Raw genomic sequence first — 23855 nt, 5'->3', positions numbered from 1 at the left:
CCGTGATCGACCGGGTGCAGGCGCGGGTCGACCACGGCCTGCACGTCGCCGCGCGCCAGGCGCCGTCCCCGCCACGACAGCAGCAGCGCCTTCGGTTCGCGGCCGCGGTCCAGCAGCGCCCGCCCCTGCGCCAGGTAGGCGTCCAGGACCTCGGCGACCGGCTGGGGGAGCGGCACGTCCCGGGTCCGGCCGCCCTTGCCGAAGATCCGCCAGTACCGCACGCCGGCGTTGACGAAGAAGTCCTCGGCGTTGGCCCGGGTCAGCTCCGACACGCGGGGGCCGACGGCGGCCAGCAGCAGGACGATGAGCGCGTCGCGCAGCTCGGTGCGCTGGTCGGCGCGGGTCCGCTCACTCCCCGCGGCGCCCGGGACGCCTCCGGGAGCGTCGGCCAGGCCCCGGGCGGCGCCGACGAGCCCGCCCGCCTGCTCGGCCGTCAGCGCGCGCCGCTCGGCGCGCAGCCCGCCCCGGTGCTTGGGGCGGACCGTCGCCGCGCCCATCGGGTTCAGGTGCACCCATCCGGCGACCACCGCGTGCCGGAACAGCGCCGACACCGACCGCCGGAACCGCGCCTGCGACGCCGCGCTCTGCAGGGCCCCGCCGCGCACCGCGCCGTCCGCCGCCCGCGTCCCGGCGCCCGGCGCCGCTCCCGATGCGGCCGGCTCGGCGGCGGGGGAGCGGCGTCCGGTGGCGGTGCGGCGCCCGTCGGGTTTGCGCGCGAAACGCAGCAGCACCTCGTCGACGTCCTCGCCGGTCAGGTCGTCCAGGATCCGTTCGGGTCCGGCGAGATCGGCGAAGGTGTGCACGTCCCGCGCGTACACCTCCGCCGTCGCGGGGGCCAGCGCTCCCGTCGAGCATTTGGCCCGCACCATCTCGGCGTAGCGGTCGACCGCCTCCGCCACCGTCAGCCGCTGAACATCCGTGGGTCGCACCCGCCGGACGTTACCCGCTCCCGCGGTGCTCACGCTGTCCCACCCGCTCGCACCGGCGGGAAGCGAGGCCCGCCGCAAGGCCGCCGCAGGGGCGGTCGCTTCCGTGCGGGCCTGGCGCGCTACGGGCGGACGACGGTGCGCTGAAGCAGGTCTTGCAGGGCGCGCTGCTGTGCGGCGGTGAGGGCGCCCAGGGGTGAGTCCTCGGCGAGGAGTTCCAGGAGCCGTTCGCGCGAGGCGGTGCCCTCGGCGGTGAGGACCAGGTGCTTGGCGCGGCGGTCGGTGGGATGCGCGCGGCGTTCGACCAGGCCCTGCTTCTCGAGCCGGTCGATGACGAAGGTGGCGTTGGAGGGTTCGCAGCTCATGCGTTCGGCGAGCTCGCGCATGGTCATCGGCCCGGTCATCTCCCGCAGCGCCGTCGCCTGGGCGGCGGTGAGGCCGAGGGTCGCGGCCCGCCGGCGGACGTGGTCGGCGATCTGGTGGGCCAGCCCGTTCACCAGGCCGCACAGTTCTCGTTCGGCGACGGCCTGCGCCCGCGGGGGTGTCGTCATGCCCCCACCCTAGCAAGTCCATCAAGTCACAATATTTAAAGCTTGAATACTTCTAGCTTAATGCTTACAGTGGCGTGGTCGCCGCCGCGGGAACCGGCGGCGCACCGGCTCGAACGACCGACAAGGAGCGACCCCCATGGTGACGACAGCGGATGACCTGCACGAACGACTGCGCCGGCCGGGGCGGCTCCGCTCGGTCGAACTCGGCGACACCACGGTGACCTTCGTGCCGGACGGCGTCATCCAGGGCCGGCCGGGCGCCTGGCTGCCCGACTCCACCGACGAGTTCTGGGCGACCCACCCGCAGTACCTGGACGCCTCCGGATACCTGGTGGCGAGCCTCGGCGGCCTCCTGGTCGAACACGGCGACCGCGCCCTGCTGATCGACACCGGCCTCGGCCCCCACTCGCTGCCCGCCGATCCGCGGACACCGAACGGAGCCCTGCGCGGCGGCGCGCTCCTGGACAACCTCGCCGCACTCGGCCGCACCCCGGAGCAGTTGGAAGCGGTCGCCTTCAGCCACCTGCACCCCGACCACCTCGGCTGGGCCGCCCACCGCGCCCCGGGCGAGGACGGGCCCGCGTTCACCTCCGCCGAGTACCTGGTGGCCGAACCGGAATGGGCGCAGCGCGCGCGACTGGAGGCCGAGGGCACACCCGGGGAGGTCCTCGACACCCTCGCACCGCGCGTCCGCACGATGGCCGACGGGCAGGAGATCTTCCCGGGCGTGCGGGTCCGGATCACCGCCGGCCACACCGTGGGCCACGCGGAGTTCGTCATCACCGCGGGCGGGACCCGCCTGATCGCCTTCGGCGACTCCCTGCACTCACCGGTCCAGGTGGACCACCCCGACTGGTCCTGCGTCTACGACCACGACCCCGCCGGGGCCGCCCGGCACCGCCGCCGCCTGGTCGCCGAGTTGGAAGAGCCCGGCACTCTCGGCTTCGGCGTCCACTTCGCCGACGTGGTGTTCGGACAGGTCCGGCGGGACGGCCGCGGCCCCGCCTGGCGCCCCCTGGACGCCGCCGGCGACGCGACCTGAACCACAACCGACACCCTGCGCAACCGGTCTACTACGCGCTCCGCGAAGCACGAGAGATCTTCTTCGGCCACCCCTGAGACCACCGGCCCGCCGCCCGTTGGCTCGCTGCGGATCGAAGGCACTCTAAAGATGGTGTCCGCTCGCGAGGTAGGGCGCCGGTTCGGGGATGCCGCGCAGGGCGAGGTAGCCGTCCCGGTGGAGGTCGAGGCGGGCGGCCAGGCCGATGTCGACGGCCCACGGGTTCCCGGCCGTGATGTGCCCGATGACCGCCTGCTCCCGGGTGTGCGCGAGGGCCTCCCACAGGAGGCGTTCGGCGGTCTCGACCTGCGCGGCGGCGAGCAGGATCGGGTTCCCCTCGTCCTTGTCGAGGTAGACGTAGCCGGGCCGCTCGCCGGGCGCGGACGAGACGATCAGCCGCCTGCGCTCCAGCATGTGCGGATGGTCGGCGCCGTGGGGGCCGCCGCGCAGGGTCGCGTCCAGCGCGTCCATCCACGCGAAGTCGTCGGGGCGTCCCTCGCGCAGGCCGCCGACCGCGGGCAGGACGCTGCGGTCGAGGCGTCCGGACATGCCCATCAGCGGGTGCAGGGTGAAGCCCGCGAGGCGGTAGCGGCGGGTCGCGGCCGGGTGCGGGGACGAGGAGATCAGGCCGGGACGGTCACCCGCGTGGGCCAGGGCGGCGTCGAGGAGCCGGCGGCCGACGCCCTGCCCCTGCAGGCCCGGCAGGACGCCGAAGACGGCCAGGTACCAGACGCCGCCCCGGTTCTGGCCGACCGCGAGGCCGACGATCTCGCCGCCGTCCGCCTCGGCGACCCAGCAGCCGCCGGGGTCGGTCGCGACGTGGTGGCCGATGCCCTCGATCCAGCTCCGGCCGGACGCCTCGTCGGGGGGCTGCGGTTCCGGTTCGTCCCAGCGCCGGGCCGCCCGGTCGGCCTCCAGGAAGATGGTGGCGGAGGCGCGCTGGGCGGCGGGCAGGTCGTCCGGTGTCATGGGTCTGATCCGCACGCGGTCCATGGGACCTCATGATCCGGCAGGGACAGGGCGGACGTCACGTACATTCCGGCCCGCGTGAGGGTCCACCCCGAAAACGTCCGAAACCCACGCCACGGTGCCGGACGGCATCACCACCCGGCAACCCCGCGTCCCGACGAGAAGGTGGTCTCAGGGCGTGAGTCGTAAGCTGGAGGTTCCGGACTCTTGCCTCCTCATGCGGAGTGGGAACCATGCGACGAGCACCGGCGCCACGACATGTCCCGTGAACCGGCCCACGAGCCGCCGGAGCCGCGCAGGTCGGAGACCGGCCACACCGAGCGGCCCGAGACGACCACCGGACGGAACGTCCGAGCCGGACATCCCCGCAAGCGCACACGAGCCGCGATCGCCCTGACCGGAGGAACCGTCATCGCGGGCACCGCCCTACTGCTGACACCAACCCTGGTCGCGGCCTTGACCCCGCACGACACGGGACCCTCCGCAGACCCGGTCGTCCCCGCCCGACAGGACCGGTTCTCGCCACCCGCGCCAACGGCCGCCCAGCTCGCGCGGTGGCGGACCTTTCCCGCCGACCGCGCCCCGCGACCGCTCGTGGTCCTCGGCGACCTCCCGAAGGTGGTCACCCCCCTGGACGCGGTGGAGAAAGCGGCCTTCGCGGCGCACAGTTTCAAGCCGCCGCGACGACTACCGTCCACGACCCCGCGCGGCATCAAGGTCGACCTTCCCGAAGGACACCGGCAGACCTACCGGGCGGTTTCGGCCGGGAGCGCGTTCGCTGCGATGTCCGCACCCACCCGTATGGCCTCGCCCGCGGGGCCGATCGAGATCACGGGTGCGGAGCTGGGGACGGCGACGATGCCGACCGACCGGGGGAGTGTCCGCGTCCCGTCCTGGATCTTCCACACCGCTCGCGGCGGTTCGCTCGCCTGGCCGGCGCTCACCCCGGACGCGTTCTGGAAGTTGGGCCGGGTGCGTTCCTCACCTTCGGCGTCCGACGCCCGGGCGGACGCGGTCGGCACCACGCTGAGCGTCCGCATGCCGTTGCCGCCACCCGCCTGCCCGGGAGCTCCGCGACAGGTCCACCGGCCGGCGGTGCTCGAATCGGCGACCGCGGTGGTGGTCGGCCTGACGGTCGCGCACCCCGGGCCGGCCGCCGAAGCGACCGCCCCGGGGTGCGGTGTCCTCGACACCGACGTGTTGAGAACGACCGTCTACGAGATCCGCCTGGCCCGCCCGCTGGCCGGCCGGATCCTCCTCTACGCCGACGGCGCCCCCGTCCCGGTCACCCGCGGGCGGGCCTGACCCTTCGCTCAGCCCGTCTTCGCGGAGATCCCGAAGTCACGCCAGGCCGTGGCGAAGTCCTGGTAGTAGAACGTGGAGCCGTTGTGAGCGGTGACCGTCCCGTTGGCCACGACGTTGTAGTCGCCGCTGAGGGAGAAGACCGGTCCGCCGCTGTCGCCACCCTGGCTCGGCAGCCCGCCATCGACCCGGGTGGCGACGATGAGGTCGGAGTAGTACTCGGTGTTGCCGTAGGCGTCGATGTACCAGCCGCCGTAGGTGAAGTTGGAAGTGTTCTGGATCCCGCACACGGCGCCGCTGGTCGAGCCGGACTGGCAGATCCACTCGTTGGCGTAGACCCAGTCCCAGCCGACGACGCCCTTGGTGAAGTCACCCGCGGAACTGCCGTCCCAGATCCGCCCGGCCGAACTGGCGCCGATGAGGAGCAGGTCGTGCCCGACGTTCTCCTGGGCGCCCGTCCCGACCCACAGGCCGGTCCCGGGCGTCGTCCAGGACCCGTTGTGCCAGCCGCCTCCGGTACGGCCGCAGTGACCGGCGGTCAGGAGGTAGCTTTTCCCGCCACCGTCGGAGACGGCCCACCCCGCGGTGCACCGCGCATGGTTGTCGTCATTGAGGATGGCGCCACCCCCGTAGTAGGGCGCGTAGTCGTCGTACCTGCCGTCGAGGCTGGCGACGCCGCCGTCCACATAGGTCACCGGGACACCGGTCACCGTCTTGGCCTGGGCCGCGATCGCCTTGGTCTTGTTGTTGGTGGTGAGGACGAGTCCGTCTCCGGTGAGTGAGCCGGCGACCTGGCTGATCGGATACGCCGGGTCCTTCCTCATCGCGGCCAGCAGGCCGGAGGCCGCCGCCCTGAGCTCGTTCTGGGAGTAGCGAGCGGGTTTCACCTCGACCGCCGCCCTGCCGCGCGCCTCCCCGACGGCCTTGCTCACGGCGGCGGGCAGCTTGCCCTTCCACCACACCTCGACCGACTTGGGCTGCAGGACGATACCCGCGAATCCGCCGCGTCCCGTCTTCTCGACCGCCCAGGTGATCTTCGAGGCGGCCTCCTTCAGCGGCACCTGGTCATGCATCTTCTGCCGGACGTCGGCGGGAATGTGACCGAACGGAACCGCCTCGACAGCGTCCTTGCCCCCGCCGGACGCCTGCCCCGCGGCCGCGGGCGCCAAGCCCGCGACCGCCACGCTCAGCACCGCCGCTCCCAGGACCCCCACGAACCGTGTCGAGCCGCGTTTGTACCCCATGCGTTCCCCTCGTGTAGACCGTGTGGCCAAGCGAGAGTATTGATGGACTGAAAGGCGATATCAATACGTGACGAGCAGGCGAATGGCATTGTCCGAACATGGACGCCGGGCTTGCCAGGAGACCGCCACCGCGTACGCTCGTCCCATCTCAGAAAAACCGCACCGACGCGGCGTCCGACCTCGCCCACAGCGAGACGGCCACCTCCCGAGTGGCACCAAGCAGCCTCCCCATCATCACGTTTCCGCAGGTCAAGCAGCTATTATTCGAGGGACGGCGCTTCCGTCCCACATTTCGCCGTTCCCGAATCGCAGACATGCTTCGGCGAATGAATTCCAGCCCATAGGCCTTCACTCCATTCACTCGCGCGCTCCATCATGGCCGACCGGATCCGGCTAATGACCGCATTCGGCCGCCGGAAACACCGCCCCGCCCTCCCCACCAGCAAAACTTCTTGCCCCGTCGTTTCCGAGGAGTGCGCCCCCGCTTCCGCCTCCGATGCGCCGTAGCCCTTGACCATCACGAACGCCACCGCATGCACCGCCCCGCGCGCACCGCCCGGCTCGAGGCCAGCAGTGCGCCCACGCAGCGAACGACACCAGGCCAGCCACACCGAGCGCGACCCCGAGCTGGAACGACGTCTGCCGCACCCCGCCCGCCAACCCTGCTCGTGATCGGTGACGCCGGACGTCGCCGCGAGCGTGGTCGCCAGCATCGCCATCCAGAACGGCAGCAGCACGGCACCGAACACCACCACGTCCCGCCCCGGCGTCATCCGGCGCGCAAACGACCGCGAGCAGCAGCCTCGCCGACACCGCCGCGCCACTCACCGCCACCCGCAACCCCACCCGCACCACCAACCGGCTGAGGACGGTCCCGAGCGCCAGGTTCAGCAACCCGACCGGCGCGACCACCGGCCCCGCCCGCACAGGCCCGAGCCCCTCCACCTCCTGCAGACACAAAGTGACCAGCAGATACGCCCCACCCGACATCGTCCCCGACGCGAATGACACCAGATTCGCCGCCCGCAGCGTCCCCGACCGGAACAACCCGGACCGCACCAGCGGCTCCCGGTGCCGCCCCTCCACCGCCAGGAACACCGCCAGAAGGACCACATCCGCGCCCAGCGCCCCCAGACACCGGGACGACCCCCATCCCGCGTCCCCGCCCAGAGCCGGCGCCGCCACCAGCGCCCCCACGGCGGAGGTGACCAGCACCGCCATCACCAGCCCGACCGGCACCGTCACAAAGAACACCCCGCGCCAACCGAACCCTTCCACCAGCGGCCCGCTCAGCACCAAACCACCCACGAACCCCAGCACGCGGTCGCGATCCCGAACCCGCTCATCGCCCGCGCCCGCTCCACCCCGTCGGGAAACGACGTCGCGAGCAACGCCAACGCCGTCGGAGCGATCAGCGCTGCGCACAGTCCAGAGCACGCGCCCCGCCACCAGCACCACCGCGTCCTGCGCCAGCCCGCACCCCAGCGACGCCACCGCGAACCCCGCCATCCCCACCAGCAGGACACCGCCGACCGCACAGATCCCCGATACGCCCGCCGCCGAGCGCGGTGCTGTAAGCCGTCATCACCTTCCGGCACTCCCTCCTGGGTTCAGACACAGAACCAGGGTCGACACGGGCCTTGCGGAACAATCACACCGGGACCGGCGCGCAGGCACGAGCGGATGCCAGGCTCACGGGCATAGCTTCGAAATCGGTGCTCCGCGAGGGCCGTTCCGTGCGGGACCACATCGACCAGGTCCTCGCGGACTTCCTGGAGGCGACCGCCGCGCTCGGCGCGGCCCCGGGGCAGGTGCGCTTGTCCAGCCGCGTCACCGACCTGGACGACGCCGACCTGGACTACCTGCGCGAGCGGTATGCCGCCGCGGGGCTGACCGGCGTGCTGCTGGTGGACGAGCGGGTCCCCGCCCGGCCCGGCACGATCCGCGGCCGCGACCTCTCGCCGGAGCTATCCTCGGTGGCCGACCAGGCGGCGGCCGTCCGCCGCGACGGGAAGCGTCGCTCCACACGCTGAACGGCGACGGTCCCCGTTCGACCGACGACCTCACGGGACCGGTGACGCCTCGTTCACCCGGTCGATCCGCCTGGCGCTGACTGATGCCGATGCTCCGACGGCGTGGGGGTTCTATCAGCCGAACCGCCCATCCGGTCTGGGTTCTCGCAGATCCCGCCGGTATCGGCCGTGACGGTGAGCCCGGCCTGAGGCTTGGGAAGGGTAGCGGCCATGGCCGACTCTCCCCAGAGCGACAGCATCCACGACCAGATCAAGACTCGCCGCACCCCTGGAATCCCAGGACTGATCGGAGACCTGCAGTGGGTCGACTCAACTGACTTCGGCGGAGAACCCGAAGATCGCCGCATCATGAGCATGTACGACATCGACCCGGCCCCCCTGGCCAGACTCCTCGCCACCTATCTCGGAATCCTCGACGGCGACGTCACCGACCGGATGCGGGAGATAGCCGACGACGACCGGGACGGCCCCATCCACATGGTGCACCTCCTGGGCGCCTGCGAATACGCGGCCAGGAACACCAGCGGCGGACTCCCCAGCCCCGCCACCCCCGGCGTACCGTCTCCCACAGCCCTCTTGGTAGCCGCGACGTCCGGCGGCGCACTCCCCGCCCTGGTCAACGCGCTCCACCAGGGCGGATTCCCCGCCGCGACACGAGCAGCACGGCCCATGGACCCCGACACCCGCCACCATGTCCTGGACAGCCTGTTGCAGTACTGGGGCGCGCCGATCACCGGTCTGTGCTTCGACCTCACCGACGAACGACTTCGCCGCCCAAACAAGTGACGGACACGCCCGCAGTCTGCGATGACTTCACCGCGGCCGACGGTGTGGTCAGGGGGTGAACTTCGAGGGCATTTGCCGCGGTAGGCCGTCGCCGTTGTCGACGACCTTGCCGCGGCGGACCGCGAACGCGTCGGCCATCGGGTCCAAGCCTCGCCCGGTCGAGGTGGGCGCCCCGGTGGCGGCGCTGCGCCGTTGCTGCTCGGCAAGATACTGCGCCCGGTTCTGCTCTGACATCGGTGCTCGCGGTGTCGGGACCGGGTCCGGCCGCCGGTTCCTGGGCATCTGGCGGCGGACCCGCGGGTGGTGTGCGGCGGCGCGGTGACGCTCGGCGTGCCCGCGCCCGTAGACGCGACCTTTGCTGTCGCGGCAGGGGGCGTCGGGCTTGGCCAGGCATCGCGGGCAGGCCACCAGGCGAACCTGCTGGCCGGTCAAGCCCAGCTGCTCCACGGTCCGCTTGTCGGCGCGGCCGTCACCGGGTGCCCGCCGCGCCGAGGCGGCCCGCTTGGATGTGGCCCCGGAGGCGGAGGAACTGCCGGCTGCAGCGCTGGTCGCCGCGCCGGTACCGATCCGTGAAGGCAACGCTGCACCTTCATTCAGCCCCAGCGCCACCCGGTACTGGGCGTTCATGCTCTGACGCCGTGCGGCTCGCTCGCGGGCCTTCCGCTTCCCCATGGACCCCAGCATCCAAGGCCCACCGCCGAGGGAGCGGCAACGACACGCAACACCGAGTCCAGGGCGCGCCTTAAGCCGCCGAGTACGTCACCCAGACCGGCTCTCGACCGGTGGGGCCGTGGCGGGGGCCCGCCGCCCGGCCGTCAGGCTCGACGCCATGACCACCTTGCGGCCGCGAGACGGTTCGCGCCCTGTCCTCATCGCCCTGCCGCTACCCCGCCCACGCTGTCCGGCTCACGCGCGCCGGCCTGGCGGCCGCGCTCGCCACCAGACCAGGGGCAGAAGTACGCCGGAAGGGGGCGACGGGGCGGTCGGGGATGACCGGTATCGGTGTTCGGCGGTAGGGCCCGGGGCGGGTCACCTACGGTGATCGGTTGTGAGCGACGACACCGGCCAGCCGGGCAACGGCGACGGAGGCCCCGATGCTCCCGCCGACGCAACGCAGTTGGCGGCGGCGCTGGCCGCGCTCGGTTCCTACAGCGGCGCGCCGGGACGCCTGCCGAGCACACCGCAGAGACCGAGCGGCTGGCGAAGGCGTTCGGTCACGCCGACGCCTATCGGGTGCTGCTGGCCAACGCGCTGCTGGGTGCCGCACAGATGAACGCCCGGGCTGCCGAGCAGCTGGCGGGCGCCAACGGGCGGCTGTCCATCGCCGCGCGCCGTGAGCAGGAGCGCACCCGTGGGGTGCTGGCCCCGGCCACCGGCGAGTCCGATTCCGGCAAGGTGATGGAGTTCGCGCGCTGGCAGGTGCTGCGCGCCGCGCTGCCGGTCCGCGAGGTGGCCTCGCACCGCGAGAACGGGCCGGTCTCGGTCGCCGCCGCGCACGCCGCCGACGCACTGCAGGGCATGCTCGGCGCGTTCTCGGTCGGCCGGCGCGTCACCGGCCACCTGGCCGGAGGCGACGCGGCCGCCTGCACGCAGGAACTGCTGGCCGAGGTGTACGACCAGCGCGACCGGTTGCGCCTCGCTCGCGCCCGCCTCGACGACGCGGCCGCCAATCTGGACATCCTGCTGGACATGCTCGACAACGTCACCGGCGCGTTCGGCCAGAGCTGATCCCAGGGCATCGCGGCACCCGGCCGCCTCCTTCCGGCTTACGTGGTCTGCCCCCAAGTCGACGGGCCCAGAAGGTGTGGGCGGGTGTGGCAAGATCCGCACCCCGGCGCTGGAGCGGGTGTTCCGTTTGGTGCCCAGCGAGCTGTTCGCTCCAGAAGGCACGGCGGACCTGCCGGGCCCTCAGCCGCCGGGCTCATCCTGTCCGTATCCGCGCCATGGGAGAGGCCGAGCGTGACCACCACCCCGACGACGCTCGTGCAGCCGGGCTGCGCGACGCCGGACGCGTGGTCCCGCTGGTCCACGAAGCCCTCCGGCCGGGGATACCAAGGTAGAAGCTCAGTCCGCGTACGCGTCGAGTTCGGCTCCGGCGTCGTACAGCAGCTGAAGGCATTCGTGTATTTCCAGCGAATCGGCTTCCGGCGTGCTGAACGTCTTGCTGAAGGCGATGTCCGCGGGACTGTAGTCCTCATCGTTATGCAGGGTCGGATCGGCGCCTCCGGTCAGCATCATTCCGACCATGTCCGGCAACGACGCGCGCAGGCCCGCGACGTAGTCGATGCCGAGCTTCCGCAGCGCCGAGTGCAGGGGCGTCTCACGCTCGTAGAGCGCCATGTCCACTAGCGGATCGAATTCGGTCCGGCGGCCGCGGTACGGCTCGAAATAGATCGACCACGTGTCGAGCCCCGAGACCTCCTCGATGATCGCCGCGTTCGGATCGGCTCCGGTGGCCAGGAGCAGGCGCACGGTTTCGGCGGATCCGGAGAAGGTGGCCAGGTGCAGGGGCGTGAGGCCGGTCCGCTCCAAGGGCCCCGTCCCGACACCGCTCTCCAACGCCGCCCGTACGCGCTCCACGTCGCCCCAGGCGCAGGCCCGTCCGAACTCGATGGCGGAGGTCGATCGCCGCAGGTCCGCGAGCCTGGCGGCGAGCGGGACGCCCGCCGGCACCGGCTGGTGCCCCTCATGGTCGACCCGGTAGGTCGGCACCTCGGTCGTCGTCGCGGCCTCGGCCAGATCGACGAGCAGGTACCACTGCCCCTCGTCCACGCCGATCGTGTACCAGGCGCGGTCCTCGGCCACGAGTCCGGGCTCGGTCTCCGCTCCCTCCCCGCTGTAGAGATCGACCTCCCACTCGAATTCGTTCTTGGTCCGCAGGCGTTGCCCGGCGGGCCAGACCACGGCCAGCACGGCCTGGACGGACGGCGGAACCGGATGCTCCCCTGCGGGCGTCATGACGACCCGTTGCCGCGGTTCGAAATCGTCGCGGATGCGCCCGTGGAGCCGCTCGATCTGCTCCACGATGCGCGGGGAAAGGCTGTTCGTGTGGTCGGGCACGGGTGATTGTTCCTCATGTCGATCGGAGAACGTCCGGGACGGCATCCACGATCCGCGCCACAAGCGGGCGGATGCGTAGGAACCGTAGCGGAGGTGATCGGATGATGAGGGATCACAGCACAAGGCCCATGTAGATCTCGTCGACCGGCGTGCCGTCGATGACGACGGATGCGCGGCGAAGCCCTTCGCGTTCGAAACCGCACGACTGATAGAGAGCGATCGCGGCGTGGTTGTGAACCATCGTGGTCAGCTCCAGCCGCACCATCGTGCGGCGGCGGGCTTCGTCGATGGCGGCCTGCAGCAGCGCCCGGCCTATCCCTTGCCGGTGATGCGAGGCGCGGACGCCGAGGACGACATGCCCACGCCCTTCGACCCGGCGCCAGGGGAGAACGTGGACGTCGATGACGCCGACGAGCATCCCATCGGCGTCGGCGACCCGCTGGAAGGACAGTCGGCGCCGGCTCCCGAGGCGCTCGCCCGGCTCGGCGAGCATGAAGGTGGTTTCGGTGTCCAGGGCACACCGCAGGTCATAGAGTGCGTCGTTGTCGTCGTGAGGTGGTCGGATCGTGACCATGCCTCATTCTGCCCCCACCAGCCGCCGGGGCTGGTGCTTTCCTGAGCCGGGAGGACCCTTCTCCGCCAGAATCAAGACCATGACCTCTCAATTCCGCTGGGCGGGGAAGGTCGGAGCATCTGCCCGCGTCTCGCGGGTTGTCCAGGCCCTGGCTCACCCGCCTGCATCCGCGCCGACGCCGCCGCCCTTCCTGTCGCCGACCGAACCGTTGCCGTCGTGGTCGCGATCGACATGCTGCTGTTCCCGCACGAGATCGCCCGCGTCCTGACGCCCGAGGGTGTCCTGCTCTGGATCAACCAACTCGGCTCGGACGGCCCTCTCTACTTGCCCACGGCCCCAACCGCCGCCGCGCTCCCCGGACACTGGCACGGGCTCGAAGCGGAATCAGGCTGGGGAACCTGGTCCGCCCTACACCGCGCACCTCGCCCCTGAAGGCAAGCTTCAGTCCCGGCCTGGTCCCGGCGGCGCGGAGGCCGGAGCGCATCGCGCGTTGCAGTTCATCCCTGCTGGCCTGTGTCGAGAGTGCGCTGCATGAGCACCGTGTCGATCCAGCGGCCGTGCTTGTACCCGACGCCGGTCAGCCGGCCCGCGTGGGTGAAGCCGAAACGCTTGTGCAACGCCGTGGAGGCGTCGCTTCCGGTGTCCGCGATGACCGCGACCATCTGGCGCAGGCCCGCCTGCGCGCACCGGTCCACCAAAGCGCCGAGAAGGGCACTGCCCAACCCTCGCCCGGTCCAGCCGGGGGCCAGATAGATCGACTCCTCGACGCTGTGCCGATAGGCCGGCTGGGGACGCCAGGGACCCGCGTAGGCGTAGCCGACCACCTCACCGTTCACCTCGGCGACCAGAAAGGGCAGACCCCGACCGGCGAGATCGTCCAGCCGGAGCCGCCAATCGGCGACGGCCGGCGGGACCTCCGCGAAGGTGATCACTGTTTGGGAGACGTAGTACGCGAAGATCTCGCCCACGGCGTCCAAGTCCGCCGGAACTGCGGGACGGATGACGGCTTCGGGAAGTGTCATGGACACGCTCAACTCTCCATCGTGAAACCACAGGTCGGCAGCCGCGGCTTGGAGCACCGCTGCGAGGCGAACAGCATCGCGCCCAGCCCGTCCGGATCGTAGATGCCGGGGAGCGGCCCCGACAGCGACGCCGCGACCAGCCCCTCGATCTTGGCCTGCCGTTAGGACGCGATCACAGCGAGGTTCCCCTCACTCCAGACGCTGGTGATCCTTCGGTGCGTGAACCGCCAGCCGTCCGGAGTGCGGCGCAGCCGGTCCTCGTAGAGACCCCCGGCAAGGAACTTCTCGCCACCGGACAGGCCATGGCGAACATGCTGGGCTTGGTAGTAGCACGTGTGCTCGGCCTCATCGCCGTGCACCGCGGCGACATGGTTGCCGTTCAGGTGATGGGTGGCGTCGAGCCGATCCAAGCTGGTCCTCATCCTGGTGACGATCGCGTCAGGCCCCAAGAGCCGTTCTCCCGAACCGCTGTACTCCCAGCAAGCGTCCTCGGTGAACAGCCCGCCCAGCTTCTCCCAGTCCCTGGTATCCAGGGCCGTCGCGTACGCGATGACGGCGTCCACGATCGCCGCGCGGTCCGTGAGTTCCTGAAGCATCGAGCCGCCTCCCGGTTGGTGCACGATTTGATACGAAGTACATGATCGGTAACTGTCAGGACCGGCGGAAGAAGGCACATTCATGTCTCAGCGTCACATCGATGTGTCAGTCCTGGCCAGCGAGGCGTGCCCGGTGTCGGAGGTCCTGGACCACGTCTCCGGGAAGTGGAGCATCGGCATCCTGGTGGCCGCCGCGCAAGGTCCGGTCCGGTTCACCGAGTTGGAACGCTCGATCAAGGGGATCAGCAGGCGCATGCTCACCCTCAAGCTGCGCAAACTGGAGCGGGACGGCCTGCTCGTGCGCACCGTCCATCCGGTTGTTCCGCCCAAGGTCGAGTACACCCTGACGGACATGGCCCAAGAGCTCCACAGGTCGCTGCTCGAGCTCACTGACTGGGCCAAGCGACACGGCAGCGCGGTCGCTGCCGCCCAGGCCGCCTACGACCGCGCCCACAACGACTGACGACAGTCCGGCGCGAGAACCCCGCGTCGATGCGATCCCTGCCGACAGCGACCAGCCCTGACCTGGAAAGAAATCGCGATATTGCAGGTCAGACGCAACTCGTGCCGTCGCTACCGGGCCTCACGATGAGCGACGGCCGCTTTGGTTCTGAGGCCAACACCGCCGTGACGATGGCTGCCTGGACGCCTGCGAACACCGCCCCGGGAAAGACGCCGGCCAGGAAACGGCCGTGCGAACCGGGAAGATCCCAGCATCCGAAACACGGATGTGCCGGGAACGGCGAAAGATCATGATCCAAGGATGCCCATCAACGAACACCTCATGGCGGCGTTCTTCCTCACGACACTGGTCGCGATGATCACCCCCGGCCCCGACATGCTGTTCATCCTCGGATGCGGAATGCGCGGCGGCCCACGCGCCGGACTGCTGGCCACCGCCGGAGTCGCGACCAGCGAAGCGATCCACGTCGCGGTCGCCGCAGCCGGCCTCGCGGCCCTGTTCGCCGCCGTCCCCACCGCGTTCGCCGTCGTCCGGATCCTCGGCGCCGCCTACCTGATCTACCTGGGCGTGCAGACCCTCCGCCACCGCAAGGGCGTCCCCGACGCGGACGACACCATCACCGCCACCGGCATTTCCGCACGCCGCGCCTACCTCAACGGCCTGCTCACCAACCTGCTCAACCCCAAGATGGTCACCTTCACCATCGCGTTCCTGCCCCAGTTCGTGGACCCGGCCCGCGGCCACGTCGGCGCACAGTTCGCGATCCTCGGCGCGATCCTGATCGCCATGGAGTTCCTGGTGGACGGCCTGGTCGGCGTCACCGCCGGACGGATCGGCGGCTGGCTGCGCCGACGCCGCACCGCCCGCCGCCGCATCGACACCGCCACCGGCGGCATCTTCATTGGCCTCGGCGTCCGCCTGGCCATCGAACGCTGACCACCCCCTCCGCATCGGCATCGGACGCGCCGCCGCCGGCCCACGCCATCAAGCCGTCCCCCGGACACCGCGCGCCCAAGAAGCCGACCAACCCCTAAGCCGCCTCACGCCCGGACTTCACCTCCTCCAGTGTGAGGCGGCGCGGGGGAGCGACGCGGAACCGGTTGTCTCGCATCACCTAGCCTGCGAAGCCCCCCCCCGGCCAATGAGCCGCCTCCCGGTGGGGGAGAGGCGCGGCACCGGGCAGCACCCCGACAAGCTCCACCACGCGGCAGACACCCGAACCATCAACCCGGCCCCGCGCCATGTCCCCCGTGGGAGCTACCCCCGAATGTCCACTGAACGGTGACGATTCGTACGACCGCGATTCCCTAGCGTTCTCCGTTGTGGCCGCGATGCCTGGCCACGCTCCCGTGACGCCGCCGAGCGAGCCGCCGGCGGCTTCTCTCTTCCCGGAGGCCACCATGTTCCGCAGAACCCGAACCACCGCCCTCGCCGCACTGGGCATCGCCATCGCCGGCGCGGGACTGACGGGCTGCAACGGCGACTCCCTGGACAACTGGGACCCCCTCGCCTCCGGCACCCCCAAGTCCAAAGTCGACATCTTCCCCGGCGTAGGGAAACTCGACGTCGACGGAAAATCGGTCAACGCCTCCTGCTCGGGCCAGTCGGCGAAGGGCGCGCCAGTGATCGTCCTCATGCTCGGAGCCGGAGACGGACTCGGCAAGATGGCCGCCCTCCAGAAAACCCTCAGCAAGAACCACCGCGTCTGCTCCTACGACCGCCTCGGCGAAGGCGCCAGCGCCCAACCCGACCGTCCGCAGGACTTCACCAGCGCCGGAAAGACCCTGACCGGCGTGCTCGAACGCGTCGCCGGAGACGCACCGGTCGTCCTCGCCGGACACTCACTCGGCGGACTCATCGCCGCACGGTACGGGCCCGACCACCACGGCAAGGTGAAGGGCCTGGTCCTCATGGACGCCACGCCCCCCACCATGGGCGGCGACATCACCCGGACGATCCCCGAGTCCGCCCCAGGCCCGGCGGGGGAGATGCGCGCCCAGAACACGGCGATGCTCCAAGGACAGAACCCCGAGAAGCTCGTCATCACCGACGGACCGGTGCGTTCCGCCGGAGACATCCCCGTGGAAGTGATCAAGCACGGGAAGCCCTACCTGAGCGCCCTGCCCCAGTACGGCCCGCGGCTGGAGCAGGCGTGGTCCGACGGCCAGCGCAAGTGGCTCGCACTGTCGAGCCGCAGCAAGCTGAGCACGGCTGCCAGCAGCGGACACTACATCTACGTTGACCAGCCGGACGTCGCCCTCAAGGCCATCCAGCGGGTCGCCACCCAGGTCACCGGCAAGAACGGGGGATGAGCGCCAGAGCCACCGACCGCGCCGAGCAGCCTCACCAGCACCAGCGATCGCGGTGGCGTGCCGCCAGGCCGAGACACATCCCGGCGGCACGCCACCCGAACCCGCGCCCAGACCGCAACCGAGAGCCAGGGCTACGGCGCAGGTCAGGAAATGAGCGAACGGCCCGTGGGCGCCAACCGCAACACCTGCGGGGCCGCTACCTGCTCTCGCTCGATGCCCGGCAACACCTCGTCCTGCACCCGAGGATGAGCCAGCACATCAGCGAGATGCCGCCGGTAAGCACCCTCATCACGGTACGAGCTCAAAACCACCGCGACGTTCTCCCCAACGCGCACCGGCAACCTCGGAAAAGTGTTGTGCGCCGTCTCGGTGGCGAGGACGGCGAGCGGCACCGGTCCCGTCTTCCGCAGCGCAGGAACAAGACCGTCCCGGATCAGTTCGATGCCGTCATGCCGTCCGGGAGGGAAAGACCACACCGTGGCCGCCACGAACCGATCCGGTGCCGGAGCACCAACCCGGGACCGCTCGGACGGCGAGACGGCCAAACCACGTCCGTCCGACAGAGGACGCAGCAGAAGCACATCGTCAGAATCGACCATCGTCGCATTGGCCCGCGCGCCGTGCTCGGCCCAGACAGGCCCGCCATAGAAGGCCGCCAGCGCCTCGCGCCGCACCTCCATGTCCCGGAAGCCACGCAACCAGACGAACCGCTCCGGATCGTCGAGATCCCGGAACTGGCCGAGCACGAGCATCCCGACCTCCTCCTGAGTCTCCACGAACTCCCGGTCGAACAACTCGATGAGCTCGTCACGCCGACCAGACCGCAACGTGTACTGACGAAGCTCGACCACGGCAGGGGTAGGGGACACAGCAGGCTCCTGTTCAGTTCTCTTCCGCAGGTTCCCGGCTCGTTCGGTCGGAGCCGGGCGCGAACCGACGGTAGGGGAGCGGTGTGCCAGGTCCTGTCAGGGTTTCCGAGAAAATAAGCACATGTCCGCCGGTCGACTCCTGTCGGTACTGCTCCTGCTGCAATCACGCGGCCGCATGTCCGCACGAGAACTCGCCGACGAACTCGGCGTCTCCGTGCGGACCGCATACCGCGACGTGGCACGCCTGCAAGCCGTCGGCGTCCCCCTGTACGCGGAACCAGGCCGCGGAGGCGGCTACCAGCTCGTCGACGGCTACCGCACCCGCCTGACCGGAATGAGCGAACGCGAAGCCCGAGCACTGTTCTTCGCCGGACTACCCGGCCCCGCCGCCGACCTCGGACTCGCGGACGAAGTCACAGCCGCACGACTGAAACTGCTCGCCGCCCTCCCCACAGGACTACGCGAAGAAGCCACGCGGACCGCGGCCGTCTTCCACCTGGACGCCCCCGGCTGGTACCGCGAACCCGAACAGACACCGCACCTGCCCCTGTTCGTCGACGCGGTCGCCACCCAGCGCGCCGTGGACGTGCACTACCGCCGCTGGCGCGCGCCCCAAGAGGTGCGCCGTCGCCTCCGCCCCTACGGCCTGGTACTCAAATCAGGCGTCTGGTACCTCGTGGCCGCCGCCAACAACCGGCCCGCGACCTACAAGGTGACCCAAGTCCTCGACGCGGTGCTGACCGACGAACGGTTCGAACGACCACACGACTTCGACCTGGGGGAGTACTGGACCTCCTACCTCGACGATTTCCAGGCACGCCGCTACACCGGCACGGCCACCGTCCGCCTGTCCCCACAAGGACGCCGACGCCTGCCCGACAACGTCCCCGCGGAGGTGGTGCGGGCGGTCGACCTCACCGCGACCGCCGTAGGGGAGAGGGGATGGGTCGAGGCGGTCATCCCGACCGAGAGCACGTCGCACGCGTGCGGCGAGTTGCTGCGCCTCGGCATCGACGTCGAGGTCGTCGCGCCGCCCGAACTACGCCAAGCCATGGCCGACACAGTGGCCGTCCTCGCCCGAGCCTACGGATCAACCTCACCCGGCCTTGCATCTGCCCAGGTCACAACCTCGGACACCAGCGACATCGAATGAACTGGGCCACCCGATAGCCCGCAACATCATCGCGACTAACCAGACAGAATCCCCCTTCTGTCCGGTACAGCAGTCTTTAGGGTGTTTTGCGGTGATCCGAGAGTGCCTGAGATGCACCCGTCCCACTCACCTTCCTCAGGTTGATCAACTTCCTGTCCCTGGCGAGCGTTCCGCCAGCCGAGTTGATCAACGCGCCTGCGCCGACGACGGACGTCTTGGCGGTGGGAGAGCGGTCGGGGTGCTCCTGGCCCTTGTGGCGCGAGGGGTGCCGGCAAGGGCACACGTCGCCAGGACACGCGTGACTTCGACCCGAGCCCGCAGGCCACCGCGGCGTCCGAGCGCTGATCGACGGGCGCTGACCAGCCTCGGCGCGGCGGCGAGCGACGTGCAGCAGCACCCCGTCGCCGCCGACGCAGTCGGCACCGTCTGCGTCGGCTCGAGCCGGGACAGCGTGGGCGCGTTGTCGAACGTCGACTGTCCCGTTTCACCCCTCTTCCTGCTGGTCTCGCGGTTGGTCGATAATGCACATTATGTCAAGTTGGCTGGATGGAGGGAGGCTCCCGTCTGTCGTCCGCCCCCTCCTTCCTCGGAACCGCTTTTCCGGTCCGCGCCCCGCCAACTGGCGGGGCCCGCACCTCCACCAGCCGTCCGGGTGTCTCCACCGCTGGCGAGGTGTCACGCCGTGTCGCGCCGGTGAGCGCCGCGATTGATGGCGCGGGTCCTGCGGCTGCCCTGTCGTCTGCTGGTCGTCGCGGTGAACGCGATGCGCGTCGAACCCGCCCAGGAGGCAGTCCACGGGAGGCGGTCCCGTGTAGCGCCTCTCCCCCGGCAATGCTCGTTCACGGCGACGTTCCGTGGGCTACTCGGCGACTCGACGTTCGCCCTCGTCAGCGGGGCCGCTCCCCCACCACCTGCTCGGCCTGCGAGGCCCGCCGGCTGGTCGGTGCCGCTTGTGCGCCCGGCTGATCAGGGGCGGGGCGGCTCTGGAAGCTGCTGTTCGTTGATGTTCGCGCGGATTCCGTCGATGAGGTATCCGAGGCCGCGGTGAAACGCGTCGTCCCAGTCGTTGTCGCTGGGGTGTCCGTGCGCGGCCAGTGCCGGGTACGCGTCGCGCTGGGCTGCGAGGAGTTTGTCGGCGGCGGCGCGGGTGGACGTCTCGTCCCTTCCGTGCCAGGACAGCTGGCTGATCGCCGCGCCGGTCACGAAGTGTGACAGTCCGTAGGCGGCGGCGGTCAGTGGTGCGCCGGTGAGTCCGGCGCGGCGCAGTGCGGCGTGGAGGAACTCTGTGCGTGCGAGGACGTTCGGGCCGAGCATCGGTCGGCCCATCAGGGTGGCGCTCCACGGGTGCCGGAGCATCACGGCGCGCCAGCGTTCGATCATCGCGGTGGTGTCGGCGTGCCAGTCGTCGGTTTCCGCCGGTATCTCGGCTTCGGCGAACACCGTGTCGAGGGCCAGGTCGAGGACGTCGTCTTTGGTGTCGAGGTGCCAGTAGAGGGTGGTCGAGCCGGTGCCGAGTCGTTCGGCGAGTCGTCGCATGGTGAGCCGGTCGGCGCCTTCTTCGTCCAGGAGTGCGATCGCTTCGGTGACGATGCGTTCGCGTGACAGTGGCGGTGTCTCCCTCCGCTTGGTCGGTTGTCTCAGCCAGATGTCGCCCGCTCGGCTCGTTCCCATGCCGTCACTCTAGTACGGTGAGCGAGGACCGGATCATTGATCCGGTGATGCGACCAGTGTTCTGGAGGGTGGCTGTGGGGCACATCGATGTGAGCGACCTGGCCTACGCGCTGCCCGATGGACGGCCTTTGCTGCGGGAGGTGTCCTTCCGTGTCGGGCAGGGCGCGAAGGCTGCCCTGGTCGGGCCGAACGGTGGCGGCAAGACGACCCTGCTCAGGCTCATCGCCGGGGATCTGGCCCCCTCGGCGGGGACGGTCGCGAGCACGGGCGGTCTCGGGGTGATGCACCAGTTCGCTCCGCAGGACCGGACCGTCCATCAACTGCTGCTGTCGGTCGCGCCGCCGGAGGTGAGGGCGGCGACCGACGCTCTGGTGCGGGCCGAGGCTGAGCTGACCGAGACTGCTGCCAGTCAGCTCGCCTACGCGCAGGCCATCAGTGATTTCGCGGATGCGGGCGGCTATGACCTCCAGGTCGTGTGGGACGCGTGTACGACCGTGGCGCTCGGTCTGCCGTACGAGGAGGTCCGTGACCGGCCGGCGGGCACGCTGTCCGGGGGTGAGCAGAAGCGGCTTCTGTTGGAGGCGCTGCTCCGTGGGCCGGATGAGGTGCTGCTGCTCGACGAGCCCGACAACTACCTGGACATTCCGGGTAAGCAGTGGCTGGAGGAGCGGCTGCGGAGCACCACCAAGACGTTGCTGCTGGTCTCGCATGACCGTCGCCTGCTCGCGGACGTCGCCGATCGGATCATCACCGTCGAGTCCGGCACGGTCTGGGTGCACGGCGGGGGTTTCGCCGGGTATCCGGCCGCGCGCCGTGACCGGGCCGCGCGTCTGGACGAGCGGCGTCGCCGCTGGGATGAGGAGCATGCCCGGTTGCGCGGCGTGGTCGATTCGCTGCGTCGGCGGGCGGCCGCCAACGACGCCGTGGCCTCGTCCTATCAGGCCGCTCGCACTCGTCTGGCCCGTTTCGAGGAGGCGGGGCCGCCGGAGCCGCCGCCGCGCGATCAGAACATCCGGGTTCGGTTGCGTGGTGGACGCACGGGGAAGCGTGCCGTGATCTGTGAGCGGCTGGAGGTCGCCGGGCTGACCGAGTCGCTCGATCTGGAGGTCTGGTATGGCGAGCGCATTGCCGTTCTCGGTGCCAACGGGTCGGGTAAGTCGCAGTTCCTGAAGTTGCTGGCCGATCCCCCGTCGGTTTCCCACCGGGGTGTGGCGCGGCTCGGGGCTCGTGTGGTGCCGGGTCATTTCGTCCAGACGCATGCCCGGCCTGATCTGCGGGACCGCAGCCCGGACGAGATCATCACGGCCGACTTCGGGATGACCCTGAACGACGCGATGCGGGCGTTGGCCCGGTATGAGCTGGCGTCCACGCGGCGTCAGCCTTTCCACACTTTGTCGGGCGGGCAGCAGGCGCGGTTGCAGATCCTGCTGCTGGAGTTGTCGGGTTGCACGCTGCTCCTGTTGGACGAGCCGACCGACAATCTCGATCTCGCCAGTGCGCAGGCTCTTCAGGACGGCTTGACCGCCTATCAGGGCACCGTTCTGGCGGTGACGCATGACCGCTGGTTCGCTGAGGACTTCGACCGTTATCTGCTGTTCGAGCAGGATGGCACCGTCGGTCTCCGCTCCACCCCGACCTGGCAGGTGAAGGCGGACGCGTGAGATCCGAGCTGTCGCCCCTCTCCCCGCCGGTTCGGCCGCGCACGGCTTCGAGCTCACCTCTCGAGCAGGACGAGGACGATCCCGAGCTGTTGAGGTCGGTGGACGCGGCCCTGGACGCCGCCCCGGCGCAGGCGTATCCGTCCTGGCCGGTACCTGGTCCGGACGAGCCCTCCCCCGCTGCTGTGCGCGCGCTGCATGCCCATCCAGAGGCGCGGGGGTTCAGGGAGGTCGATTTCGGGATGCACGACGGCTTCGTGTTCGGTGGCGCGCCCGGGTGGGCGTCGGTCCGCCGACCTGGGGGAACTGCCGGTACGCGCAGGCGTCGGGGTACGCCGCGCCCCGGAGTGTCGTCAACAAGACCGGATACAAGGTCGTCCTGTACCGGGCCAGTGCGTGCAATGTGGGCGCTTACGTGATCGCGACCATCGGCCCCAACCAGCAGATCGCCGACACCATCCCGGATCGGATGTACGCCTACAACTCGACGATCTGACCGCCTCAGCGTCCGGTTGAGCGCGTTCTCTGCTGAATGAAGGCCGCGCTTTTCCCGGACGCGTGAGTACTCGGTGGCGGCGCGGGTCGCCGTCCCGCGTGCCGGCCGGTCGCATCGCGACGGCGGGTACGCGGGACGGCGACTGTAGAGGGTCCACTCCCCCATCGGGCCGGTGACGGGGGCACGCCGGGGTGATGGTGGGAGTGGGGCGGGGCCGAGCCGCCTGCCGGGGTCCGGACGGGCGACTGGGCAGGTGGGTCAGGCGGGGTGGGTGAGTTCGGCGCGGAGGCGGTCCAGGCCCATGGGGCCGAGGTCGAGGGCGTGCTGGTGGAAGGCCTTGAGGTCGAAGGCGGCGCCGTCGCGGCGGCGGGCGGTGTCGCGGGCGTCGAGCCAGATCCGCTCCCCCAGTTTGTAGGCGATGGCCTGGCCGGGGCGGCCGAGGTAGCGGTCGATCTCGTAGGCGACTTCGGCGGGGGTCATGGCGCCGCCGTGGAGGGTGAGGAAGGCGCGGCCGAGGTCGGGGGTCCAGCGTTCGCCTTCGTGGAAGCCGGTGCCGGTGGGGATGGGCAGTTGGAGGTGCAGGCCGATGTCGAGGACGACGCGGGCGGCGCGGAGTTGCTGGCCGCCGGCGAGCATGCCGAGGCGGTGGGCGGGGGTGCGGTAGTAGCCGAGTTCGTCCATGAGGCGTTCGGCGTACAGGCCCCAGCCTTCGCAGTGGCCGGGGTGGAGTTCGCTGGAAGTGCGCTGGAAGCGGTTGAGGGTGGTGGTGTTGAGGGTGGTGGCGCCGAGTTGGAGGTGGTGGCCGGGGACGCCTTCGTGGTACATGGTCGCCGGAACGGTCCAGGTGATCATGTCGGCGTCGGGGCCGGGGACGGTCCACCAGACGGTGCCGGGGCGGGAGAGGTCTTCGGCGGGGGCGAGGTAGTAGATGCCGGAGGGGACGGGGGGGATGCGGCAGTCGACGGTGCGGAGCGGTTCGGGGATGGTGAAGTGGGTGCCCTGGAGGTCGTCGATGGCCTGGTCGGCGAGGTCCTGGAGGTGGCGGCGGAACGCCTCGGCGCCGGTGACGCGGTGGGCGGGGTCGGTGTCGAGGGCGGCGATGACCTCGGC

26 protein-coding genes are annotated in these 23855 nt (G+C 70.5%); 12 read left to right on the top strand and 14 right to left on the bottom strand.

Annotated features, from left to right (window positions below; translation table 11 throughout):
- Together AB0J52_RS03795 and AB0J52_RS03790 are read right to left on the bottom strand one after the other, a co-directional pair.
- On the bottom strand, positions 1-929 hold a 929-nt coding region (locus AB0J52_RS03795), incomplete at its 3' end, for a tyrosine-type recombinase/integrase (protein WP_500180026.1).
- Positions 930-1048: 119 nt separating this feature from the next.
- Complete coding sequence (locus tag AB0J52_RS03790; RefSeq protein ID WP_500180025.1) at positions 1049-1477, bottom strand: MarR family winged helix-turn-helix transcriptional regulator; 429 nt, start codon at positions 1475-1477, stop codon at positions 1049-1051.
- Positions 1478-1613: 136 nt separating this feature from the next.
- On the opposite strand from AB0J52_RS03790, the gene AB0J52_RS03785 reads away from it, so the two are divergent.
- Positions 1614-2519 carry an MBL fold metallo-hydrolase gene (locus AB0J52_RS03785; RefSeq protein WP_500180024.1) on the top strand — a complete coding sequence of 302 codons (906 nt, stop codon included), beginning with the start codon at positions 1614-1616 and terminating at the stop codon, positions 2517-2519.
- 123 nt (positions 2520-2642) lie between these two features.
- On the opposite strand, the gene AB0J52_RS03780 is transcribed toward AB0J52_RS03785, so the two are convergent.
- Positions 2643-3521: a GNAT family N-acetyltransferase gene (locus tag AB0J52_RS03780; RefSeq protein WP_500180023.1), complete on the bottom strand. Its 879-nt coding sequence runs from the start codon at positions 3519-3521 to the stop codon at positions 2643-2645.
- A 243-nt stretch (positions 3522-3764) separates the two neighbouring features.
- On the opposite strand from AB0J52_RS03780, the gene AB0J52_RS03775 reads away from it, so the two are divergent.
- On the top strand, positions 3765-4811 hold the full coding sequence (locus AB0J52_RS03775; RefSeq protein WP_500180022.1) for a hypothetical protein: 1047 nt from the start codon (positions 3765-3767) through the stop codon (positions 4809-4811).
- An 8-nt stretch (positions 4812-4819) separates the two neighbouring features.
- Here the strand turns inward: AB0J52_RS03775 and AB0J52_RS03770 are convergent, their stop codons facing one another.
- Both AB0J52_RS03770 and AB0J52_RS03765 read right to left on the bottom strand, forming a co-directional pair.
- Positions 4820-6052, bottom strand: coding sequence for a chymotrypsin family serine protease (locus AB0J52_RS03770; RefSeq protein WP_500180021.1), 1233 nt, complete (start codon positions 6050-6052; stop codon positions 4820-4822).
- A gap of 393 nt (positions 6053-6445) precedes the next feature.
- Complete coding sequence (locus AB0J52_RS03765) at positions 6446-7561, bottom strand: MFS transporter (protein ID WP_500180020.1); 1116 nt, start codon at positions 7559-7561, stop codon at positions 6446-6448.
- A 227-nt stretch (positions 7562-7788) separates the two neighbouring features.
- Here AB0J52_RS03765 and AB0J52_RS03760 point away from each other — a divergent pair, with 227 nt between their 5' ends.
- Together AB0J52_RS03760 and AB0J52_RS03755 are read left to right on the top strand one after the other, a co-directional pair.
- A complete protein-coding gene (locus AB0J52_RS03760) occupies positions 7789-8085 on the top strand; it encodes a hypothetical protein (protein WP_500180019.1) in 297 nt (98 codons plus the stop codon).
- A gap of 210 nt (positions 8086-8295) precedes the next feature.
- Positions 8296-8871: a hypothetical protein gene (locus tag AB0J52_RS03755; RefSeq protein ID WP_500180018.1), complete on the top strand. Its 576-nt coding sequence runs from the start codon at positions 8296-8298 to the stop codon at positions 8869-8871.
- 48 nt (positions 8872-8919) lie between these two features.
- Here AB0J52_RS03755 and AB0J52_RS03750 read toward each other — a convergent pair whose 3' ends face one another.
- The gene (locus AB0J52_RS03750) at positions 8920-9498 is read right to left on the bottom strand and encodes a hypothetical protein (protein WP_500180017.1); all 579 of its coding nucleotides are present in this window, start codon (positions 9496-9498) and stop codon (positions 8920-8922) included.
- A gap of 375 nt (positions 9499-9873) precedes the next feature.
- On the opposite strand from AB0J52_RS03750, the gene AB0J52_RS03745 reads away from it, so the two are divergent.
- Positions 9874-10599, top strand: coding sequence for a DUF6245 family protein (locus tag AB0J52_RS03745; protein ID WP_500180016.1), 726 nt, complete (start codon positions 9874-9876; stop codon positions 10597-10599).
- Between the two features lie 336 nt (positions 10600-10935).
- On the opposite strand, the gene AB0J52_RS03740 is transcribed toward AB0J52_RS03745, so the two are convergent.
- Both AB0J52_RS03740 and AB0J52_RS03735 read right to left on the bottom strand, forming a co-directional pair.
- On the bottom strand, positions 10936-11931 hold the full coding sequence (locus AB0J52_RS03740; RefSeq protein ID WP_500180015.1) for an ankyrin repeat domain-containing protein: 996 nt from the start codon (positions 11929-11931) through the stop codon (positions 10936-10938).
- Positions 11932-12043: 112 nt separating this feature from the next.
- Complete coding sequence (locus AB0J52_RS03735; protein WP_500180014.1) at positions 12044-12505, bottom strand: GNAT family N-acetyltransferase; 462 nt, start codon at positions 12503-12505, stop codon at positions 12044-12046.
- Between the two features lie 216 nt (positions 12506-12721).
- Between AB0J52_RS03735 and AB0J52_RS03730 the strand changes: the two genes are divergently transcribed.
- Positions 12722-12937: a hypothetical protein gene (locus AB0J52_RS03730; RefSeq protein WP_500180013.1), complete on the top strand. Its 216-nt coding sequence runs from the start codon at positions 12722-12724 to the stop codon at positions 12935-12937.
- Positions 12938-13002: 65 nt separating this feature from the next.
- On the opposite strand, the gene AB0J52_RS03725 is transcribed toward AB0J52_RS03730, so the two are convergent.
- Both AB0J52_RS03725 and AB0J52_RS03720 read right to left on the bottom strand, forming a co-directional pair.
- Complete coding sequence (locus tag AB0J52_RS03725; RefSeq protein ID WP_500180028.1) at positions 13003-13527, bottom strand: GNAT family N-acetyltransferase; 525 nt, start codon at positions 13525-13527, stop codon at positions 13003-13005.
- A gap of 161 nt (positions 13528-13688) precedes the next feature.
- Complete coding sequence (locus tag AB0J52_RS03720; protein WP_500180012.1) at positions 13689-14123, bottom strand: nuclear transport factor 2 family protein; 435 nt, start codon at positions 14121-14123, stop codon at positions 13689-13691.
- Between the two features lie 82 nt (positions 14124-14205).
- Here AB0J52_RS03720 and AB0J52_RS03715 point away from each other — a divergent pair, with 82 nt between their 5' ends.
- The 3 genes from AB0J52_RS03715 to AB0J52_RS03705 all read left to right on the top strand — a co-directional run bounded on the left by AB0J52_RS03715 (position 14206) and on the right by AB0J52_RS03705 (position 16898).
- The gene (locus AB0J52_RS03715) at positions 14206-14586 is read left to right on the top strand and encodes a winged helix-turn-helix transcriptional regulator (protein ID WP_500180011.1); all 381 of its coding nucleotides are present in this window, start codon (positions 14206-14208) and stop codon (positions 14584-14586) included.
- A gap of 300 nt (positions 14587-14886) precedes the next feature.
- Positions 14887-15522 (top strand): LysE family translocator, encoded by a 636-nt coding sequence (locus AB0J52_RS03710; protein ID WP_500180010.1) that lies wholly within the window; start codon positions 14887-14889, stop codon positions 15520-15522.
- Between the two features lie 464 nt (positions 15523-15986).
- The gene (locus AB0J52_RS03705; RefSeq protein ID WP_500180009.1) at positions 15987-16898 is read left to right on the top strand and encodes an alpha/beta fold hydrolase; all 912 of its coding nucleotides are present in this window, start codon (positions 15987-15989) and stop codon (positions 16896-16898) included.
- 143 nt (positions 16899-17041) lie between these two features.
- Here AB0J52_RS03705 and AB0J52_RS03700 read toward each other — a convergent pair whose 3' ends face one another.
- Positions 17042-17749 (bottom strand): NIPSNAP family protein, encoded by a 708-nt coding sequence (locus AB0J52_RS03700; protein ID WP_500180008.1) that lies wholly within the window; start codon positions 17747-17749, stop codon positions 17042-17044.
- A 139-nt stretch (positions 17750-17888) separates the two neighbouring features.
- On the opposite strand from AB0J52_RS03700, the gene AB0J52_RS03695 reads away from it, so the two are divergent.
- Positions 17889-18920, top strand: coding sequence for a helix-turn-helix transcriptional regulator (locus AB0J52_RS03695; protein WP_500180007.1), 1032 nt, complete (start codon positions 17889-17891; stop codon positions 18918-18920).
- A 966-nt stretch (positions 18921-19886) separates the two neighbouring features.
- Here the strand turns inward: AB0J52_RS03695 and AB0J52_RS03690 are convergent.
- Positions 19887-20591: a TetR/AcrR family transcriptional regulator gene (locus tag AB0J52_RS03690; protein WP_500180006.1), complete on the bottom strand. Its 705-nt coding sequence runs from the start codon at positions 20589-20591 to the stop codon at positions 19887-19889.
- A gap of 74 nt (positions 20592-20665) precedes the next feature.
- On the opposite strand from AB0J52_RS03690, the gene AB0J52_RS03685 reads away from it, so the two are divergent.
- Complete coding sequence (locus tag AB0J52_RS03685) at positions 20666-22252, top strand: ABC-F family ATP-binding cassette domain-containing protein (RefSeq protein WP_500180027.1); 1587 nt, start codon at positions 20666-20668, stop codon at positions 22250-22252.
- 53 nt (positions 22253-22305) lie between these two features.
- Here AB0J52_RS03685 and AB0J52_RS03680 read toward each other — a convergent pair whose 3' ends face one another.
- The gene (locus AB0J52_RS03680) at positions 22306-22497 is read right to left on the bottom strand and encodes a hypothetical protein (protein ID WP_500180005.1); all 192 of its coding nucleotides are present in this window, start codon (positions 22495-22497) and stop codon (positions 22306-22308) included.
- 29 nt (positions 22498-22526) lie between these two features.
- Between AB0J52_RS03680 and AB0J52_RS03675 the strand changes: the two genes are divergently transcribed.
- Complete coding sequence (locus tag AB0J52_RS03675; protein WP_500180004.1) at positions 22527-22745, top strand: hypothetical protein; 219 nt, start codon at positions 22527-22529, stop codon at positions 22743-22745.
- Positions 22746-23003: 258 nt separating this feature from the next.
- On the opposite strand, the gene AB0J52_RS03670 is transcribed toward AB0J52_RS03675, so the two are convergent.
- On the bottom strand, positions 23004-23855 hold an 852-nt coding region (locus tag AB0J52_RS03670; protein ID WP_500180003.1), incomplete at its 5' end, for a DUF885 domain-containing protein.

Origin of the sequence: Spirillospora sp. NPDC049652, from assembly GCF_040675125.1 — a bacterium.
Taxonomy (GTDB): Bacteria; Actinomycetota; Actinomycetes; order Streptosporangiales; family Streptosporangiaceae; genus Spirillospora.
Note: the sequence above shows the minus strand (reverse complement) of the source record. Positions and strands in the feature narration are given on the sequence as shown.

Excerpts from the sequence above, each read along its gene's own strand:
- AB0J52_RS03735 (WP_500180014.1), bottom strand. The coding sequence starts at position 12,505 with ATGGTCACGATCCGACCACCTCACGACGACAACGACGCACTCTATGAC.
- AB0J52_RS03710 (WP_500180010.1), top strand. The coding sequence starts at position 14,887 with ATGCCCATCAACGAACACCTCATGGCGGCGTTCTTCCTCACGACACTG.
- AB0J52_RS03775 (WP_500180022.1), top strand. The coding sequence starts at position 3,765 with ATGTCCCGTGAACCGGCCCACGAGCCGCCGGAGCCGCGCAGGTCGGAG.
- AB0J52_RS03690 (WP_500180006.1), bottom strand. The coding sequence starts at position 20,591 with ATGGGAACGAGCCGAGCGGGCGACATCTGGCTGAGACAACCGACCAAG.
- AB0J52_RS03695 (WP_500180007.1), top strand. The coding sequence starts at position 17,889 with ATGTCCGCCGGTCGACTCCTGTCGGTACTGCTCCTGCTGCAATCACGC.
- AB0J52_RS03705 (WP_500180009.1), top strand. The coding sequence starts at position 15,987 with ATGTTCCGCAGAACCCGAACCACCGCCCTCGCCGCACTGGGCATCGCC.
- AB0J52_RS03770 (WP_500180021.1), bottom strand. The coding sequence starts at position 6,052 with ATGGGGTACAAACGCGGCTCGACACGGTTCGTGGGGGTCCTGGGAGCG.
- AB0J52_RS03755 (WP_500180018.1), top strand. The coding sequence starts at position 8,296 with ATGGCCGACTCTCCCCAGAGCGACAGCATCCACGACCAGATCAAGACT.
- AB0J52_RS03750 (WP_500180017.1), bottom strand. The coding sequence starts at position 9,498 with ATGAACGCCCAGTACCGGGTGGCGCTGGGGCTGAATGAAGGTGCAGCG.
- AB0J52_RS03715 (WP_500180011.1), top strand. The coding sequence starts at position 14,206 with ATGTCTCAGCGTCACATCGATGTGTCAGTCCTGGCCAGCGAGGCGTGC.
- AB0J52_RS03785 (WP_500180024.1), top strand. The coding sequence starts at position 1,614 with ATGGTGACGACAGCGGATGACCTGCACGAACGACTGCGCCGGCCGGGG.
- AB0J52_RS03725 (WP_500180028.1), bottom strand. The coding sequence starts at position 13,527 with ATGACACTTCCCGAAGCCGTCATCCGTCCCGCAGTTCCGGCGGACTTG.
- AB0J52_RS03720 (WP_500180012.1), bottom strand. The coding sequence starts at position 14,123 with ATGCTTCAGGAACTCACGGACCGCGCGGCGATCGTGGACGCCGTCATC.
- AB0J52_RS03790 (WP_500180025.1), bottom strand. The coding sequence starts at position 1,477 with ATGACGACACCCCCGCGGGCGCAGGCCGTCGCCGAACGAGAACTGTGC.
- AB0J52_RS03765 (WP_500180020.1), bottom strand. The coding sequence starts at position 7,561 with ATGGCGGGGTTCGCGGTGGCGTCGCTGGGGTGCGGGCTGGCGCAGGAC.